The organism is Paraburkholderia sp. J67 (genome assembly GCF_905220265.1).
Lineage (GTDB): Bacteria > Pseudomonadota > Gammaproteobacteria > Burkholderiales > Burkholderiaceae > Paraburkholderia.
The window spans coordinates 143,676-159,706 of the sequence record NZ_CAJMZK010000010.1 but is presented as its reverse complement, the minus strand read 5'-3'; the positions used below and the strand labels follow the sequence as shown (position 1 = coordinate 159,706).

Sequence of the window (16,031 nt, the reverse complement as noted above, 5' to 3'; positions counted from 1 at the left end):
CGGCGGATTGCGGCCTGCGAAGTGCTGGATCGGCACGCGGGACATCGCGGATTGCGATGTCCGTGGAAACCCTGGTCAGGGGTTGGCGTGGGGCGTTGCCTCGGTCAACAGGTCGATCAGCGCCTGAACCGCCTTCAGGCGCGACGACTTGCGCAGCGCGTGGACCTGGAGCGTGCGCTCGACGGCCCACGGATCGCCGAGCGGGCGACGCACGAACCCATGCGTGCCCGCGAACGCCGAGGCCGCGCTGATCGGCACGATGCCGATCCCGAGTCCCGCTTCCACCATGCGGCATTGCGCGTCGAAACTGTTGACCGTCACGGCGACGTTCAGCGGCGCGCGCCCGGCGTCGGCGCGCTCGCGAATGAGCCGGTCGAGCGAGCCGCCCGCCTGCAACGCGACGAGCGGAAAGCGCATGACCTCGCCAAAATCGAGCGTTTCCCGCGCGGCGAGTTCGTGCTCGGGCGGCAGCACCACCATCAGCGGATCACGGGCGAAGTGCCACGATTCGAGCGCACCGGACCCGGGCATGCTAGCCGACACGCCCACATCCGCGCGGTCCTCCACGCACGCGCGCACGACTTCATCGCTCACGGCCTCCGTCAATGCGATCTGCACCAGCGGGTACGCGGCCTGAAACACCTTGAGCCGCTCAGGAAGAAAGCCGACGATCGCCGATGCATTCGCATACAGACGCACCACTCCCGCAATCTGGCCGTCGAGCGACTGCACTTCGCGCGCGAAACTCTGTAGTTGTGCGTGCAACGACTTCGCGCGCGCGAACGCCTCGCGCCCGGCTTCCGTCAACGCTACGCCACCGTGCGAGCGGATCAGCAGCGGCAGGCCGATGGCCGCTTCCAGATCGGCCAGCCGACGACTGAGCGCCGAGGCGGCAATGTGATGGCGGCTTGCCGCGCGGGCGATGGAGCCTTCCTCCACGACGCCGATGAAGAGTTCGAGGCTGTAGGGATCGATACGCATATTGCCAGGCTCTCCCTGGTATTTTGGTGACACGAGATAACAGAATTGTCAGCGAATCAACATCGAAACGCCAGGTGCCGTGTTTTATGCTGTCACGCGAAGTTCAATCTGCCCGGCCAGCATCGGGTGTCGCCGCACCGGGCGTCGCTACGCCGGGCGTCGCTACGCCGGGCGTCGCTACGCCGGGCTTGCAGGCTCGCCGACACGTTCACCCATTTTTACGGATAATCGGCTCGCGTCCTGTCGAACGCCCGATTCATCTCCATCCTCCGTTGTACCCCTTCCGTCTCAATGTCACGAAGCAAAACCGCACATCCAGTCACGCCTTCCTCATCCCTTTTCATGCAGCACCCGCTGGACGAAAAGACCGCCACCGAAATGGCCCTAGCCCATCACCTCACGTTCGCCGCCTGCCGAAGCTGGGCGGGCACGACCCGTCTCGTGAGCGAACTGGTGCGCATGGTCTATCTCACGTTCTACGTGCAATGCGCCGGCTACGGCGACACCGACGTCGCGCGTTTCGCCGATGCCGAGGCCGCGCTGGAGAACTGCATCCTGCGGGCCGGTGAAGATGACGCGTGCCGGATTACTCCGGTCGAGTGCGCGCTAGTCGAGCCGATCCTGCGCCAGGCGGACCGGCAACTGTTCCTCGCGCCCCGCCGTGCGCTGATCGACGCGTACAAGCGGCTGGACCGCTTCCTGCGTACGTCGTGCGACTCGCCGCTGCCGCGTGCGGCGGTGTAGTGCGTCATGCAGTCAGCGCCAATATATCTGTAGCGCCTTCGGGCCGGAGTCATTGTCGACGCCCTGCTGGCCCAGGCCTTCCACGCCCCATATCACACAGAGGATGAAAACGGCGATCGCCGCCGCGATCAGTAGCCTCGTTGCCGGTCCCATGTAGATACCCCCGCACTCGCTCTCAAGGCGCGTCATGAAACATCAACTCCAGCCCCACGCGCTCCCCGCTGCGCACGCGGCTGATCGCATGCTTGAGTTTCGCACGGTAATGGCCATGCACGCCTTGAACGGGCCGCTGCGCGCTCGCGATCACCGCGATATCGCCAAGCGCCAGCGGCACGACCATCGGCCGCGACTGCATGCGTGGGCGCTGCTCGGTCATGACGAATTCGCCGCCCGTGAAATCGCATTGCGGCTCGCTTAGCAACACGACCGCCTGAAGCGGAAACACCCACTCGCCTTCATCGTGACGATGCAGCGCCAGCCGGTCGCCTTCGCGCAACCGGTACGCATGCGATTGCGCACGGCTCTGGCCAGCGCGACGGTTCACGTCGCTAAACGCGTCAAGCTCGGCGGGAAAGGTTTTGTCGAGGCCGCCAAGCGCGCTCCAGCGATTCGCCACCGGCACGAGCCAGAGATAAAGCGCTTCACGCCATTCATCCAGCAGCGGCGGCAGGCCAGCGTCGAAATGGAAGAACTCGCCGCCGTCCGGGCCAATCGTCATGCGGGCGCTATCGAGCAACTCAATGAGCGCACGCGAATCGTGCGTATCGAAGGCGTTAGGCAGCACGGCGTAGCCTTGCGCATCCAGTTGCGCTGCGAACGCCTGCGCGTCGACCCGCGAGAGCCAGTCGCGCGCGTTCATGCCGATGCCGACGGCTCGCGCGCGTCGTGAAAGATGATCCCCAGCGTGTGCCGCGTGCCGCTACGCACGACGCTCACGCCATGACGCATCGCCACCTTGCGCGCGCGCCCCGCCACCATTGGCCGCTCATTGACGGCGAACACCACCGCATCGCCCTGCGTTAAAGGCACGACCTCCGCGTGCTGGCCGCTGCTGCCCGTTTCGGTCATCACGAATTCGCCGCCCGTGAAATCCTCGCCCGGCGCCGAAAGCAGGATCGCCACCTGGAGCGGAAACACATGCTCGCCGTAGAGATCCTGATGCAGGCAGTTATAGTCGCCCGCGCCGTAGCGCAGCATCAGCGGCGTCGGCCGCGTCTGCCCGGCCGCATGGCAGCGCGCGAGAAACGCGGCCAGATCGGCGGGATATTGCACGTCGACACCCGCTTGCTGATTCCAGCGGTTCGCGATGGGCGCAAGACGGCGATAGAGCGCGTGCCGCAGCTTGTCGAGAAAGGGCGGCAGCGGATAGGCGAAATACTTGTACTCCCCGCGTCCGAAGTTGTGACGGGCCATCACGACGCGCGAGCGGAAGCAGTCATCGCGCGGATAGAGCGTGGCAAGCGAGGCACACTGATCGGGCCGCAGCAAGGATGGCAGCAGCGCATTGCCGTAGCGATCGAGCGAGGCGGCGGCATCGTCCCAGATCGTCTCCCAGTGCGCGAGCGGGCTCGCTTCAGTCGTGTCGGTAATCTCATTGGTGGCGGCCATCGCCGGTTTCCGTGTGCGGTTTCGAACGGGGGCCAGTCTACCGCGACGACGCTGGCGCGAAACTCCGCCGTTTGCGCAGCAATTCCCCCGGGGCGCCGATTCTTACCGCCACTGCAAAAAATACAAGCGCCGACGGCCCCACCCACGTAAACCCGCCACGGCGGCGCAAGCGGCACTGCAAAAAGTGCCATTGAATCTCTCTTTTGTGTAGGGACGCCCGTTCGGGGCTCCCCTATTCTCTCCCCATCGCATCGCCAGTCCGGCCGCGGCCATCCGGCCCGCCCCCGCGACGGCCCATTCAAGCAAGGAGAGGAAGTTGACTCAGAAAGTGCGGCTCAAAATTGCCATCGCCGAGCATCCGCATACGTCGGCTATCCGCAATGGCTCCATTCCCATCGAGGGCGTGGACGCGGAATTCGTCACGGTTCAACCGCAGATCGGCGCGTTCCGCCGCATGGTTCGCGACGTCGAATTCGACGTGTGCGAACTGGCCCCGACCACGTACATCATCGCCCGCGCCTATGGCGCCCCGTTTGTCGGCCTGCCGATTTTCGTCGTGCGCCGCTTCCACCACGGCGGCCTGCTGGTGCGTCCGAACGCCGGCATCAAGACGCCGAAGGATCTCGAAGGCAAGAAAGTGGGCGTGCGCGCCTACTCGGTCACGACCGGCGTGTGGACGCGCCAGGTGCTGATCGACGAATTCGGTCTCGACTCGTCGAAGGTCACGTGGGTGGTCGATGACGAAGAACACGTCACGCAACTCAAGCTGCCGGGCAACGTTGTGCACGCACCGGAAGGCACCTCGCTCGCCGACATGATGGCGAGCGGCGAACTCGTCGCGGGCTTCGCGGCAGCGGCAGGCATCGGCCGCACCGGCGCGCCCACGGGCGGCTGGAAGGAAGTCGAAGCCGATTACCCCGATCTGCTGCCGAACGCAGAAGAACTCGAAACCGAATACTACGCACGTACGGGCATCTATCCGATGCACGGCACCATCGTCGTGAAGGATTCGGTTCTGGCCGAGCATCCGTGGGTTGCACGTTCGATCTACAACGCGTTCGCACAAGCCAAGCAGGAATGGCTCGCACGCCTCGACGCAGGCGAAGCGACCGCAGCAAGCGACAAGAAGTACCTGGCGCTGCGAAAGATCGTCGGTCACGACCCGCTGCCGTACGGCCTCGCGGAAAACCTGAAGACCATCGAAGCGCTCGAAGCCACCGCGTTCAAGCAAGGCCTCACGCCGCGCCGCATGGCGATCGAAGAACTGTTCGTCGACCCGCTCGCACAAGAGGTGAAGGCATGATTATCGATTGCCACGGCCACTTTACGACCGTTCCCGCCTCGTTCCGCGACTGGCGTGCCAAGCAGGTCCTGTTCGCCAACGATCCGGACAAGGCGCCCTCGCGCGACGGCGCGTTCGTAAGCGACGACCAGATTCGCGACGCAATCGGCAACGGCCAGCTCAAGCTGCAACGCGAGCGCGGCAGCGATCTCACGCTGTTCTCGCCGATCGCCGGCCTCATGAGCCACCACCTCGGCAACGAGCGCACGAGCCTCGAATGGGCCGAAGTGTCCAACGATCTCGTCTATCGCGTGACCGAGCTGTATCGCGACAACTTCGCGCCGGTTTGCCAGTTGCCGCAATCGCCGGGCGTCGCGCCCGCCAACAGCGTCGCCGAACTGCGCCGCTGCGTGGAGCAGATGGGCTTCGTCGGCTGTAACCTGAATCCCGATCCGAGCGGCGGCTTCTGGACCGGCAAGCCGGTGACGGACCGCGAGTGGTATCCGCTCTACGAAGCGCTGGTCGAGCTGGACGTGCCCGCGATGATTCACGTGGCCGCATCGTGCAACCCCTGCTTCCACGGCACCGGCGCGCACTATCTGAACGCGGACACCTCGGTGTTCATGCAGATCCTGCAATCGGACCTGTTCAAGGACTTCCCGACGCTGCGTCTGGTGATTCCGCACGGCGGCGGCGCGGTGCCCTATCACTGGGGCCGTTATCGCGGCATGTCGCTCGAAATGCGCGAACGTCCGCTGGAAGGACTGCTGAACAATATCTTCTTCGATTCGTGCGTCTACCATCAGCCGGGCGTCGAGCTGCTCACGAAGGTGATTCCGTCCGACAACGTGCTGTTCGGCTCCGAGATGATCGGCGCGGTGCGCGGCAAGGATCCGGCAACGGGCCAGTACTTCGACGACACCAAGCGCTATATCGATGCCTGCCCGTCGCTCTCGGATGAAGACCGTCACAAGATCTTCGAAGGCAACGCGCGCCGCGTGTATCCGCGTCTGGATGCGCGCCTGAAGGCCCAGGGCAAATGATTGTCGGACAGGTAGCCAACTCACAAACGAAAGACAGAGCGAGACATGCCTTCATCCATCGTTGATATTCATCCGCACATCATCTCCGACGACGAGACCCGCTATCCGCCGGCGCCGCTCTTCGGCAAGCGCTCGGAATGGTCGAAGGAGCGCCCCACCACGGTCGAAACGCTGATCGCCGCGATGGATGCGGCAGGTGTCGGCAAGGCCGCGGTCGTGCACTCGTCGACGACCTACGGTTTCGACAACAGCTATGTGGTCGATGGCTGCGCGAAGTACGCGGATCGCCTCGTCGCAGTCGGCTCGGTCGATGTGCTCGCCGAAGACGCGCCGCAACGCATTCGCGAGTGGACGGATCGAGGTCTTGCCGGCCTGCGTCTGTTCACGGGCGGCAGCACGAAGGAGTTCGATCCGAGCGAGCTGGACGATCCGCGCTCGTTCCCCGCGTGGGAACTGTGCGCTGAACTGGGCCTGCCGATGTGCATCCAGACCGGCCCGATCGGTCTGCCGCAAGTGACGGCGCTCGCGAAGCGCTTTCCCACGGTGCCCATCGTGCTCGATCACCTGGGCCGTCCCGAAGTCGCCGACGGCGCGCCTTATGCCGCGGCACAGAGCCTCTTCGATCTCGCGCAGTACGAAAACATTTTCCTCAAGCTCACGCCGCGCATTTTCGGCGACGTGAAGAAGGAAAAGGCCAGCGCGCAGACGTTCTTCCCGCGCGTGGTCGAAGCGTTCGGCGCGAACCGCATGGCGTGGGGCTCGAACTTCCCCACCTCGCCTGGCACGCTGGACGAGATTCTCGCGACGGCACAGGCGGGTCTCTCCTGCCTGAACGCCGCCGACCGCGCATGGATCTTCGGCAAGACGGCACAAAAGTTGTACCCGGCGCTGGCCTGACGCGGCGCCTGTAACACGGCGGCCGGCCGCTGCCCTGCACGCGGATGTAAGCAGGCATCGGCTGGCCTGTATCAGAACCGATTGAGGTCATAGAAAAAGCAGATGGAGACGAGCAAAACTGAGCGCAATGCGCAGGGACAGGGCAGCGTTGGCCGGTGGGGGATTCTCGCCCTGCTCGCCATCGGCGTGCTGACGTCCTTTATCGATCGCACCAGTATTTCGAGCGTGCTGGCAGACAGCGCCTTCATTCGCCACTTCGCGCTGACCAACGTCGACCGTGGCTGGATCAACTCCGCCTTCTTCTGGTCGTATGGCCTCTTCCAGGTGCCGATGGGCTGGGTGGCCGACCGCTACGGCGTGAAATGGCCGTACGCCGTCTGCTTCGCGCTCTGGTGCCTGGCCACCGCACTGATGGGCGCCGTGACGACGCTCGCCGCGCTGGTCGTGATGCGCCTGTTGATCGGCATCGCCGAAGCGATCGTGATCCCGGCCAGCTACCGCTGGATTCGCAACAACTTCGACGAAAGCCAGAACGGTCTTGCCGTCGGCATCCTCGCGATGGGCAACAAGTTCGGCCCGGCGCTGGGCGCACCGGTGGGCGCATGGTTCATCGTCAACTACTCGTGGAAGGCGATGTTCGTCGCGACCGGCCTCGTCGGCCTGCTGTGGCTCGTGCCCTGGCTGCTGCTGGTGCGCAACGACCTGCCCACCCGCGCTCAACTGGCCAAGGCCGACCGTAGCGCACGCAGCGTGAGCTTCGGCAGCATTCTCGCAAGTCCCGTGGTGTGGGGCGGCATGGTCACCAACTTCTGCTACGGCTACTTCACGTTCTACTGCATGACGTGGATGCCCGCCTACCTAGTCGAGCAGCGCGGTCTTTCGATCGGCGAATCCGGTGTGTTCACCTTCTTCAGCTTCGCGGGCATCGCCATCGTCGCCGCCGTCGCGGGCTGGGCCGCCGACCGCATCATTGCTCGCGGCCACGATCCGGTGCTGGTGCGCAAGAGCTTCATCATCGCGGGCTTCGTGGGCGGCTGTACGGTGCTGCTGGGCGCATACGCCCCCTCATTGAACGCCGCGCTGTTCTGGAACGTGCTGTCGCTTTCGCTGCTCGGCATGACCACGGCGAACAACCTCGTGCTGTCGCGTCTCACGCTGATCCCGAAGCAGACCATCGGCCTCGTGACCGGCGTGCAGCAGGTGGCGACGAGTTTCGCGGGCGGCGTGGCGGCAAGTCTGTCTGGCTGGCTGCTGCATATCAGCCATAGCTACGATCTGCCGATGCTGGTGATCCTCGTGTTCCTGCTGGTCGGCGCAGCCGCGACCGCCATCATGTACCGCGCCGAGTGGGCGCCCAAAGTCAGCGAGCCGCAGGGGGAATTACGCGAAGCCTGAATTCCTGATCTCTTGATCCCCTGATCCGATTGCATCGGAATCCGAACCACCCAGACACGGGCGCACCGTTACGCGCCCAACACCTTCGGGCCGGCGGCACGCACCGCGGCCCCTGACTAGAAAAACGGGAAACAACCTAAATGGCGAAGATCGTATTCGGAATGGCAGTGCCGCACAGTGGCATGCTGGGCCAGGCGCCTGAAGACTGGCTCAAGAACGGCGAGCGCGACCGCAACAATCCGGCACTCTGGTTCCGTAATCGCACGTGGACCTACCCGGAACTGGAAGCCCACCGCGAAGCCGCATTCGAGCCGTTCCTCACGCTCGAGGAGCGCACCGCACGCGCCGCGCGCTGCCGCACCGCGCTCGACGAAATGGCCGCCGCCTACCGTGATGCGAAGATCGACGTGGCGATCATTCTCGGCAAGGACCAGAAGGAAATCTTCACGGACTTCTCGCCGTCCATCGCGATCTACACCGGCAAGGACGTGCACAACGGCCCGCCGCAGCGTTCGGTCTATGCGCCCGATCATCACGTCACACACGAATGCCATCCGCAACTGGCGACGTACCTGATCGAGCACTTCCAGAAGGAAGGTTTCGATCTCACGGACCTGTTCGCATGGCCCGAGAACGTCTGGATGAACCCCCGCCCGGAATACCCGGTCGTGCCGCACGCGTACAGCTTCGTCTATCACCAGATCATGGGCGACAACCCGCCGCCGCACGTGCCCATCATCATGAACTGCTTCTACCCGCCGACGCAGCCTTCGATGTCGCGTTGCATCGAGTTTGGCCGCGTGCTGCGCGATGCGATCACGGCCTGGCCCGACGACGTGCGCGTGGGCATCTTCGCCTCGGGCGGTCTGTCGCACTTCGTCAATGACGAAGAGTTCGACCACCGCATCATGGACATGCTCGCCAACTACGACTACGACGGTCTCGCTGCCGTGGACGACCGTTCGTACCAGTCGGGCACGTCGGAAATCAAGCTCTATGTGAGCGTGATGAAAGCGGTTCAGGAAACCGGCGCAGAAATGACGCTGGTCGATTACGTGCCCTGCTGGCGCACGCCCGCCGGCACCGGCGAAGGCATGGGCTTCATGTACTGGAAAGCGGAAGAATAATCGGGCCAACCTTGCGCCCTACCCTATTCATCGAAGAGAGACAGATCAAATGAGCACTACCCGCCTCAACAGCATCATCCGCGCCCTCGAATCGGGCAAGCCCGCATTCGCCGCGTTCTCCAAGCTCGACAAGCAGAATGCGATCGAGATGAGCGATGCGCCTTATGACGGCCTCGTATTCGAAATGGAACACAACCCGTATGACGTCGCGGCGCTCGGCGATGCAATGCAGTACATGCTCAGCCGCAAGGAGATCGCCGAGTCGGGTTCGGTCTCGCCGCGCGTGACGCCCATCGCCCGCATTCCCGCCAACGGCGCGGAAATGAATCAGGCCTTCGCCAAGCAGGTGCTCGACCGCGGCGCGTATGGCGTGGTGTGGCCGCACATCGCGACCGTCGAACAGGCGTACAACGCCGTTGCGTCGTGCCGTTATGCGCGTCCGAAGAGCGCGCCGCTCTATGAGCCGAAGGGCGTGCGCGGTGACGGTCCCGCCACGGCGGCGCGTTACTGGGGCTTGAGCATGGCCGACTACTACAAGAAGGCCGACGTATGGCCGCTCGTGCCGGAAGGCGAAATCCTGGTCGGCCTCATGTGCGAAAGCACGCAAGCCATCGAGAACCTGGACGACATTCTCTCGAACGTGCCCGGCATCGGCTTCATCCTGATCGGCGAAGGCGACCTGAGCCAGGAACTCGGCTACGCGCGCCAGTACGAGCATCCGGAAGTGCTCGACGCGATGCGCCGCATCGTCTCGATCTGCCACAAGCACAACGTGGTGGTGGGCAACCCGCACGTGACCGCGAAGAACCACAAGCGTCTGATCGAAGAAGGCTATCGCTTCCTGATGTCGGCGCCGATGCGCAGCTACGGCGTCGTGGGCATGGCGCGCGAAATGGCCGGCTACTGAGCCGCCATCGCCTGATTGTCCTGCGATCCATCCAGTCACGAATAAGGATTCCTCATCATGACGACACTACAAACCGAAGTCCCGACACTGCGCGTCAATCTCGCCGACTACGCCGTCACCAAGGCGATGAAAGACGGCCGCGTCACCTCGGACATCGTCAATCTCGACTACTGCGGCCCGACGCCCGCGCATAACGGCTTCAAGGCGATGGTGCGCGAGAACGCGTTCGACGCGGGCGAGCTGGCCATCGTCACCTTCCTGCAAGCCAAGGCCTACGGCAAGCCCTATGTGCTGCTGCCGGCGCCCATCTCGGGCCGCTTCCAGCATCATTGCGCGGGCTTCAATATCGACTTCGGCGATCTCGCGCCGCGCGACATCGAAGGCAAGAAGGTCGGCGTGCGTACCTACACGCAAACCACGGCGCTGTGGATTCGCGGCATTCTGCGCCACGAATACGGCGTGGACCTCGACAAGGTCACGTGGATGACGCTCGGTGACGGCCACCTCGCCGAATACAGCGATCCGGCCAATTGCGTGCGCCTGCCCAAGGGCTCGTCGATTCCGCAAATGATGCTCGACGGCGAACTCGCCGCTGCCCTGCTCGGCGAGGACATGCCGAAGGACCCGCGCGTGCGCACGCTCGTGCCGGACGCGCAAAACGCGGCGAAAGACTGGTTCGCGCGTGAAGGCGTGGTGCCGATCAATCACATGTTCGTCGTGCACAGCGATCTGTCGAAGCAGCGTCCCGATGTGGTGCGCGAACTCTATCGCATGGTCGTGGAAAGCCGCGCGCAGGCCGAAGGCGTGCCCGCCGTGTTCCCGCCGATCGGCATGGAAGCGAACCGCAAGGGCATCCAGCTCGCCATCGACTGGGCGCTCGACCAGAAGATCATTCCGCGCCGTCTGTCCGTTGACGAGTGCTTCGACGATCTGACCGCCACCCTCGGCTAATCACGTCGTTTTGTTCTATCCGCAGCGGCGCTCGCCGCTGCGCGTCTGTTTTTCGTTTCAACCCGCGCCGTGCCTCCCGCCTTATCGAACGCCTCAACTGGAGGACTACGAATCAAATAATACAAAAAAATACGCGCCATTCCATTGGCCGCGATAACTAGAAAGAATCAGGAGACAGAATGAAAAAATCGCTCGTATTGGCCTGCGGCATCGCCTCGGCCTGCATGTTCAGCACCGCGCACGCGCAGTCGTCCGTCACGCTCTATGGCGTGATCGACAATGGCGTCGAATTCCAGAATGGCGGTGACGGCAAGGTCGTGCGCGCCACCTCGGGTGGCCTGTTTGCCAGCCGCTACGGCTTCAAGGGCACGGAGGATATCGGCGGGGGCATCCACGTCAACTTCCAGCTCGAACAGGGCTTTTCCGGCATGACGGGCGCAGCGGCGAATTCGGCTGAAGCCTTCAATCGCCAGGCGTGGGTCGGTCTGTCCGGCAACTTCGGTGAAGTGCGTTTCGGTCTGCAAAATACGCCCCAATACATCTTCCTGAACCGCGAGCTCGACCCCGTCGCCGTGATGAGCATGGGTTCGCCCATGTTGAACTTCAATTCGCTGACGATTCGCGTCAACAATGCGATTTCGTATTTCACGCCGACCGTCTACGGTCTGACCGCACAATTCATGGTGGCGATGCGCGATTCCACCACCAAGCCCAGCAACGGCCTGCAGTTCTATAACGCGGCAGTGCGCTATGAAAATGGCCCATTCCGCGTAGCTGCCGGCTATGAGCAGGCCGATAACGCCACCGGCACGTCGGCGCTCAGGGTCTTCAACGCGGGGGCATCGGTCGGTGTGGGCGACGCGCGTTTCTATCTGGCGTATCACACGGAGCGTCAGACCGACGACAGCGTCAAGCGCGACGTATTCGAAGGCTCGGGCTCGTATCTGTTCTCCCCCGCCGATCAGATCGTGCTGATGTATGGCTACGAACACGATCGCACGGGTCAGGGCAATAACGCGCAGCAGATCGGCATGACCTACGAGCATTACCTCTCGAAACGCACGACGCTGTACGCGTCGGCGGGCTTTATCCAGAACCGCAATCGTGCGGCGTTCACGCTCAACGGCACCTCGTATGCCGGTGTCACCGTGGCGCCCGGCTCGAACACGCGTGGCGTGATTCTGGGCATGGTGCACACGTTCTAAATGCTTTTCCCGCGCCGCCGCGCAGTAATACCACGTAATCAATTTCGCGGCGGCGTTGGGGTTAGCAGCAGGTCGCGCCATGGCGGTCGATATGAAAGAATACATGGCGTTTTATGCCCCTTCTTAAAAAAGGGCGCAACCGGAGCATGTCGCACGTGGGCCCGGCCAGCAGGTGCAGTGCTCCGGCAGAACTTCAATCGCAAAGGCGGCCGGCGCATGACCGGACGTCGAGGAGACTTCATGGCCCAGAGTGCGATGAGCAGCAAACCCGTGCGCAGAACAGCCAGTGACATCCGGCTCGCCGCTGTGCCGAAAGTCCGTCTGTATGTCGAGCGACCCGAAGAGGAAAACTGGTTCGTTCATGTCGGTCATGTGACCGAACGCGGCCGCTGGCGCACCGCGCCGCACGCGCACCCCACCTACGGACAAGTCATTTTCGTGCGCAGCGGACGCGGCGTCATGAATCTGGAAGGCAGCAGCGTCGCCTTCGAAGGCCCTTGCGCGTTGCTCCTGCCCACCGAATGTATCCACGGTCTCGATTACGAGCTCGACGTGGATCGCTGGGTCGTGACTGTCGACGTGTCCTATCTCACGCAGGTCAATGCGAAGCTGCACGAATTCATCGTGCTGTGGTCCGCGCCGCGCATGATTCCGCTTGCCCACGCGAGCGAAGCGGGGGACGAACTCTATACGCTCGTTCAGCGCCTGAAACACGAAGTGGAATCCAGCGCGGTTGGCCATGTGCCCGGCGCCGAGGCCCTGCTGACGATGCTGTTGCTCACGCTCGTGCGTGAAGCGCATCTCGATCAGGCCGCCAACGACGGCACGGTGCGCCACGACGTACGCCTCGTCGAACGCTTTCGCAAGCTGATCGAAGAGCATTATCGCAACAACCTGCCGCTGCAGGAATATGCGTCGCTCCTCGCCGTCTCGCCGGTGCAGTTGCGCGCCGCTTGTGCGTCGGCGGCGGACATGAGCCCGACCAAGATGATCCACGCGCGCATCATCACCGAAGCCAAGCGCGAACTGATCTTCGGCGATATGTCCGTCGAACAGGTCGCGTTCTGGCTCGGTTTTGCCGATGCCGCGTATTTCACGCGCTTTTTCCGCCGCGAAGTGGGCCAGGCGCCCAGCCAGTTCCGCATCGAAGCGCGGCGTTAAGCTCCGCAACGCGCGCGCGCCGTGCTCCTCACGTGGCACGGCGCACCCCGGTACATTCCCTAACCCGGTCAAAAAGTGCCAGCGAATCCGGCATTTGTACAGGGATCGCCCCGCGCGCGCCGCTTATGCTTTTCCTTCAGCTTATTCACGTGAATCGAACATGGCGCATTCGTTCAAGCATCACGCTCCCCGCCTCGCAATCACCGCCGCAATCGTTGCGTGCGCATCGATAGCCGGGGTTTCCTGCACGGCGGCTTCCTCGGTGAATTCCGCCACCGAGTTCGCCTACATCGGCACCCAGCAAAAACAGATCAGCGCGCTCAGGCTCGATACGGCCTCCGGCAAGCTCGTCGCGCTCGGCACGGCCGCACAGGGCCCGAGTTCAACGTGGGTGGCCTCGCACCCCGCCCTGCCGGTCCTCTACGCGGTCGACGACCAGCGCGACAAGGAGGGCAGCATCACCGCCTACGCCGTGAATCAGGGCACGGGCGCTCTGGAGCGCATCAACGACGTGCTCACGGGCGGCCGTGGCACCACCTTCCTGCAATTCGACGCGGCCTCCTCCACGCTGCTCGGCGCCAACTACAACAGCGGCTCGGTTTCCAGCGTCGCGGTGGGCGGCGACGGCAGCGTCGGCAAGCTCGAATCGACCATCGAAGAAAAGGGCTCGGGTCCGAGCCCGCGCCAGAAGAGCGCGCACGCGCACGGCGTGACGATCGATCCCTCGGGCCATTACGCGCTCGTGCCGGATCTGGGCGCGGATCGCGTCTTCATCTATCGCTTCGATCGCGACACGCACTCCCTCGCGGTAGCGGCAGGCGATGCGCCTCATGCGTTCGACACGCCGCCGGGCAGCGGCCCGCGCCGCATTCTCTTCAGCGCAAACGGCCAGTACGCGTATGTGCTCACGGAAATGAGCGCCGAACTGATGGCCCTGCGTTGGGACGCCGCAACGGGCGCGCTGACGCTGCTGCAATCCACGCCCATCACCAGTGCGTCGTTCAGTGGCGTGAAAAGCGGCGCGGAAATGGCATTCGGTCACGACGGCCGTTTCCTCTACGTCGAGAATCGCGCCGAAAACGCCTTGATGGTCTATCGCGTGGACGCCGCCACGGGCGAGTTGTCGCTGGTTCAACGCACGTCCTCGGGCGGCGAAAAACCTTGGGGCTTCGGCATCGACGCTTCGGGACAATGGATGCTCGTCGCCAACCAGCATAGCGGCGACGTTCACCTGTTCCGTATCGACGCCGATACCGGCACGCTCGCCGATACCGGCGAGTCGGTCGCCGTGCAGGACCCTACCAGCGTGGCCTTCGTCAAGTAACGCCATGCGCACGTCATTGCAGTACACGATTCGATGAAACGTCTCTCCCTACCCCGTGCACGCGCCGACCACCCGTGGCGCGTGCTCGTGCTGCTCTCGCTCGGGCTGCTGATTTCCTTCGTCGATCGCACCAGCCTGTCTTCCGCGCTCGCCGACAAAAGCTTTGTTCATCATTTCGGACTCACGAGTATCCAGCGCGGCTGGCTCAACTCAGCGGTGTTCTGGTCTTACGGCGTATTCCAGATGCCAATGGGCTGGCTCGTCGACCGTTATGGCGTGAAGCGTCCTTATACGATCTGCTTTCTGCTGTGGTGTCTCGCGGCGGCGGCCACCGGCCTCGTCACGACGCTCTCCGCGCTGATCGTCATGCGTCTGTTGATCGGCGCGGCCGAAGCCGTGGTCATTCCCGCCACCTATCGTTACCTGGCGAATCATTTCGAGGAAACGCAAAAAGGCACGGCGCTTGGCATCTTTTCGATCGGCGGCAAAATGGGGCCCGCGCTGGGCGCACCCATCGCCGCGTGGATGATCGTTACGGCTTCATGGAAGGCGATGTTCATCGCCACGGGGCTGGTCGGGCTGATCTGGCTGTTGCCCTGGCTCTTGATGGTGGAGAACGATTACCCGTCGCGCCGTGAACTGGCGGCAGCGAAGGAACGCGCAGCGTCGGTGCCGCTCGGCAATCTGCTGGCGAGCCCGGTCGTATGGGGCGGTCTCATCAACAACTTCTGCTACAGCTATTTCGCGTTCTACTGCATGACGTGGATGCCCGCCTATCTCGTCGAGCAGCGCGGTTTGTCGCTCGAATCGTCGGGGCTCTACACGTTCTTCAGTTTCGCGGGGATCGCGATTGTTGCGGCTTTCGCGGGTTGGGCCGCCGACCGCATCATCGCGCGTGGCAATGACGCGGTCGCGGTACGCAAGGCCTTTATCGTGGCGGGTTTTATCGGCGGCACGACGGTGCTGCTCGGCGCCAATGCACCTTCGCCCAATATGGCGCTGTTCTGGAACGTGGTGTCGCTTTCGCTGCTCGGCCTCGTTACCGCGAACAATCTCGCGCTCTGCAAGCTCACGCTGATTCCCAAGCCCGCCGTCGGGCTTAACACCGGGCTTCAGCAAGTGGCGACGAGTCTCGCGGGCGGCGTATCGGCGAGTCTTTCAGGCTGGCTGCTGCATATCGGCGGCAGCTATACCCTGCCGATGACGGCCATCTTCGTCTTCCTGCTTGTAGGCGCAACGAGCACGCTCACGCTGATGCGGCGCGAATGGGCGCCGCGCATCAACACGCCTGTCGATCACGCCGCAACGGCGCACGAATCCGGCTGCGCCGATTGCGGCTGAAGCCGTGCTATAAAGATCCGTCCAAACGCCGCGCCGCGCCCGCCTGAAGGGCGCGCGTGGATTTT

At 63.6% G+C, this 16,031-nt stretch carries 15 protein-coding genes; 12 read left to right on the top strand and 3 right to left on the bottom strand.

Annotation, left to right across the window (positions count from 1 at the left end; translation table 11 throughout):
• Nucleotides 1-75: 75 nt before the first annotated feature.
• The gene (locus U5782_RS19985) at nt 76-981 is read right to left on the bottom strand and encodes a LysR family transcriptional regulator (protein WP_322045608.1); all 906 of its coding nucleotides are present in this window, start codon (nt 979-981) and stop codon (nt 76-78) included.
• 342 nt (nt 982-1,323) lie between these two features.
• On the opposite strand from U5782_RS19985, the gene U5782_RS19980 reads away from it, so the two are divergent.
• Nucleotides 1,324-1,725, top strand: coding sequence for a hypothetical protein (locus tag U5782_RS19980; RefSeq protein WP_322045607.1), 402 nt, complete (start codon nt 1,324-1,326; stop codon nt 1,723-1,725).
• 175 nt (nt 1,726-1,900) lie between these two features.
• Here U5782_RS19980 and U5782_RS19975 read toward each other — a convergent pair whose 3' ends face one another.
• The gene (locus U5782_RS19975; protein ID WP_322045606.1) at nt 1,901-2,584 is read right to left on the bottom strand and encodes a 2OG-Fe(II) oxygenase; all 684 of its coding nucleotides are present in this window, start codon (nt 2,582-2,584) and stop codon (nt 1,901-1,903) included.
• Complete coding sequence (locus U5782_RS19970; protein WP_322045605.1) at nt 2,581-3,333, bottom strand: 2OG-Fe(II) oxygenase; 753 nt, start codon at nt 3,331-3,333, stop codon at nt 2,581-2,583. The genes U5782_RS19975 and U5782_RS19970 overlap by 4 nt, the downstream gene beginning before the upstream one ends.
• Nucleotides 3,334-3,649: 316 nt before the next feature.
• Between U5782_RS19970 and U5782_RS19965 the strand changes: the two genes are divergently transcribed.
• From U5782_RS19965 to U5782_RS19915, 11 genes are all read left to right on the top strand, one after another.
• A complete protein-coding gene (locus U5782_RS19965) occupies nt 3,650-4,636 on the top strand; it encodes an ABC transporter substrate-binding protein (RefSeq protein ID WP_322045604.1) in 987 nt (328 codons plus the stop codon).
• On the top strand, nt 4,633-5,658 hold the full coding sequence (locus U5782_RS19960) for an amidohydrolase family protein (protein WP_322045603.1): 1,026 nt from the start codon (nt 4,633-4,635) through the stop codon (nt 5,656-5,658). Before U5782_RS19965 ends, U5782_RS19960 begins: the two co-directional genes overlap by 4 nt.
• A gap of 45 nt (nt 5,659-5,703) precedes the next feature.
• Entirely contained in the window at nt 5,704-6,555 is an 852-nt protein-coding gene (locus U5782_RS19955) for an amidohydrolase family protein (RefSeq protein WP_322045602.1), read from the top strand.
• A 102-nt stretch (nt 6,556-6,657) separates the two neighbouring features.
• On the top strand, nt 6,658-7,950 hold the full coding sequence (locus tag U5782_RS19950) for an MFS transporter (RefSeq protein ID WP_322045601.1): 1,293 nt from the start codon (nt 6,658-6,660) through the stop codon (nt 7,948-7,950).
• A gap of 140 nt (nt 7,951-8,090) precedes the next feature.
• Nucleotides 8,091-9,077: a protocatechuate 3,4-dioxygenase gene (locus tag U5782_RS19945; protein WP_322045600.1), complete on the top strand. Its 987-nt coding sequence runs from the start codon at nt 8,091-8,093 to the stop codon at nt 9,075-9,077.
• Nucleotides 9,078-9,126: 49 nt separating this feature from the next.
• Complete coding sequence (locus U5782_RS19940) at nt 9,127-9,984, top strand: HpcH/HpaI aldolase family protein (RefSeq protein ID WP_322045599.1); 858 nt, start codon at nt 9,127-9,129, stop codon at nt 9,982-9,984.
• A gap of 57 nt (nt 9,985-10,041) precedes the next feature.
• Nucleotides 10,042-10,935 carry a phosphate ABC transporter substrate-binding protein gene (locus U5782_RS19935; protein ID WP_322045598.1) on the top strand — a complete coding sequence of 298 codons (894 nt, stop codon included), beginning with the start codon at nt 10,042-10,044 and terminating at the stop codon, nt 10,933-10,935.
• Nucleotides 10,936-11,114: 179 nt separating this feature from the next.
• Complete coding sequence (locus U5782_RS19930; RefSeq protein WP_322045597.1) at nt 11,115-12,140, top strand: porin; 1,026 nt, start codon at nt 11,115-11,117, stop codon at nt 12,138-12,140.
• Between the two features lie 240 nt (nt 12,141-12,380).
• A complete protein-coding gene (locus U5782_RS19925; protein ID WP_322045596.1) occupies nt 12,381-13,301 on the top strand; it encodes a helix-turn-helix domain-containing protein in 921 nt (306 codons plus the stop codon).
• A gap of 262 nt (nt 13,302-13,563) precedes the next feature.
• On the top strand, nt 13,564-14,625 hold the full coding sequence (locus U5782_RS19920; RefSeq protein WP_322045595.1) for a lactonase family protein: 1,062 nt from the start codon (nt 13,564-13,566) through the stop codon (nt 14,623-14,625).
• 33 nt (nt 14,626-14,658) lie between these two features.
• Nucleotides 14,659-15,966, top strand: coding sequence for an MFS transporter (locus tag U5782_RS19915; protein ID WP_322045594.1), 1,308 nt, complete (start codon nt 14,659-14,661; stop codon nt 15,964-15,966).
• Nucleotides 15,967-16,031 lie beyond the last annotated feature (65 nt).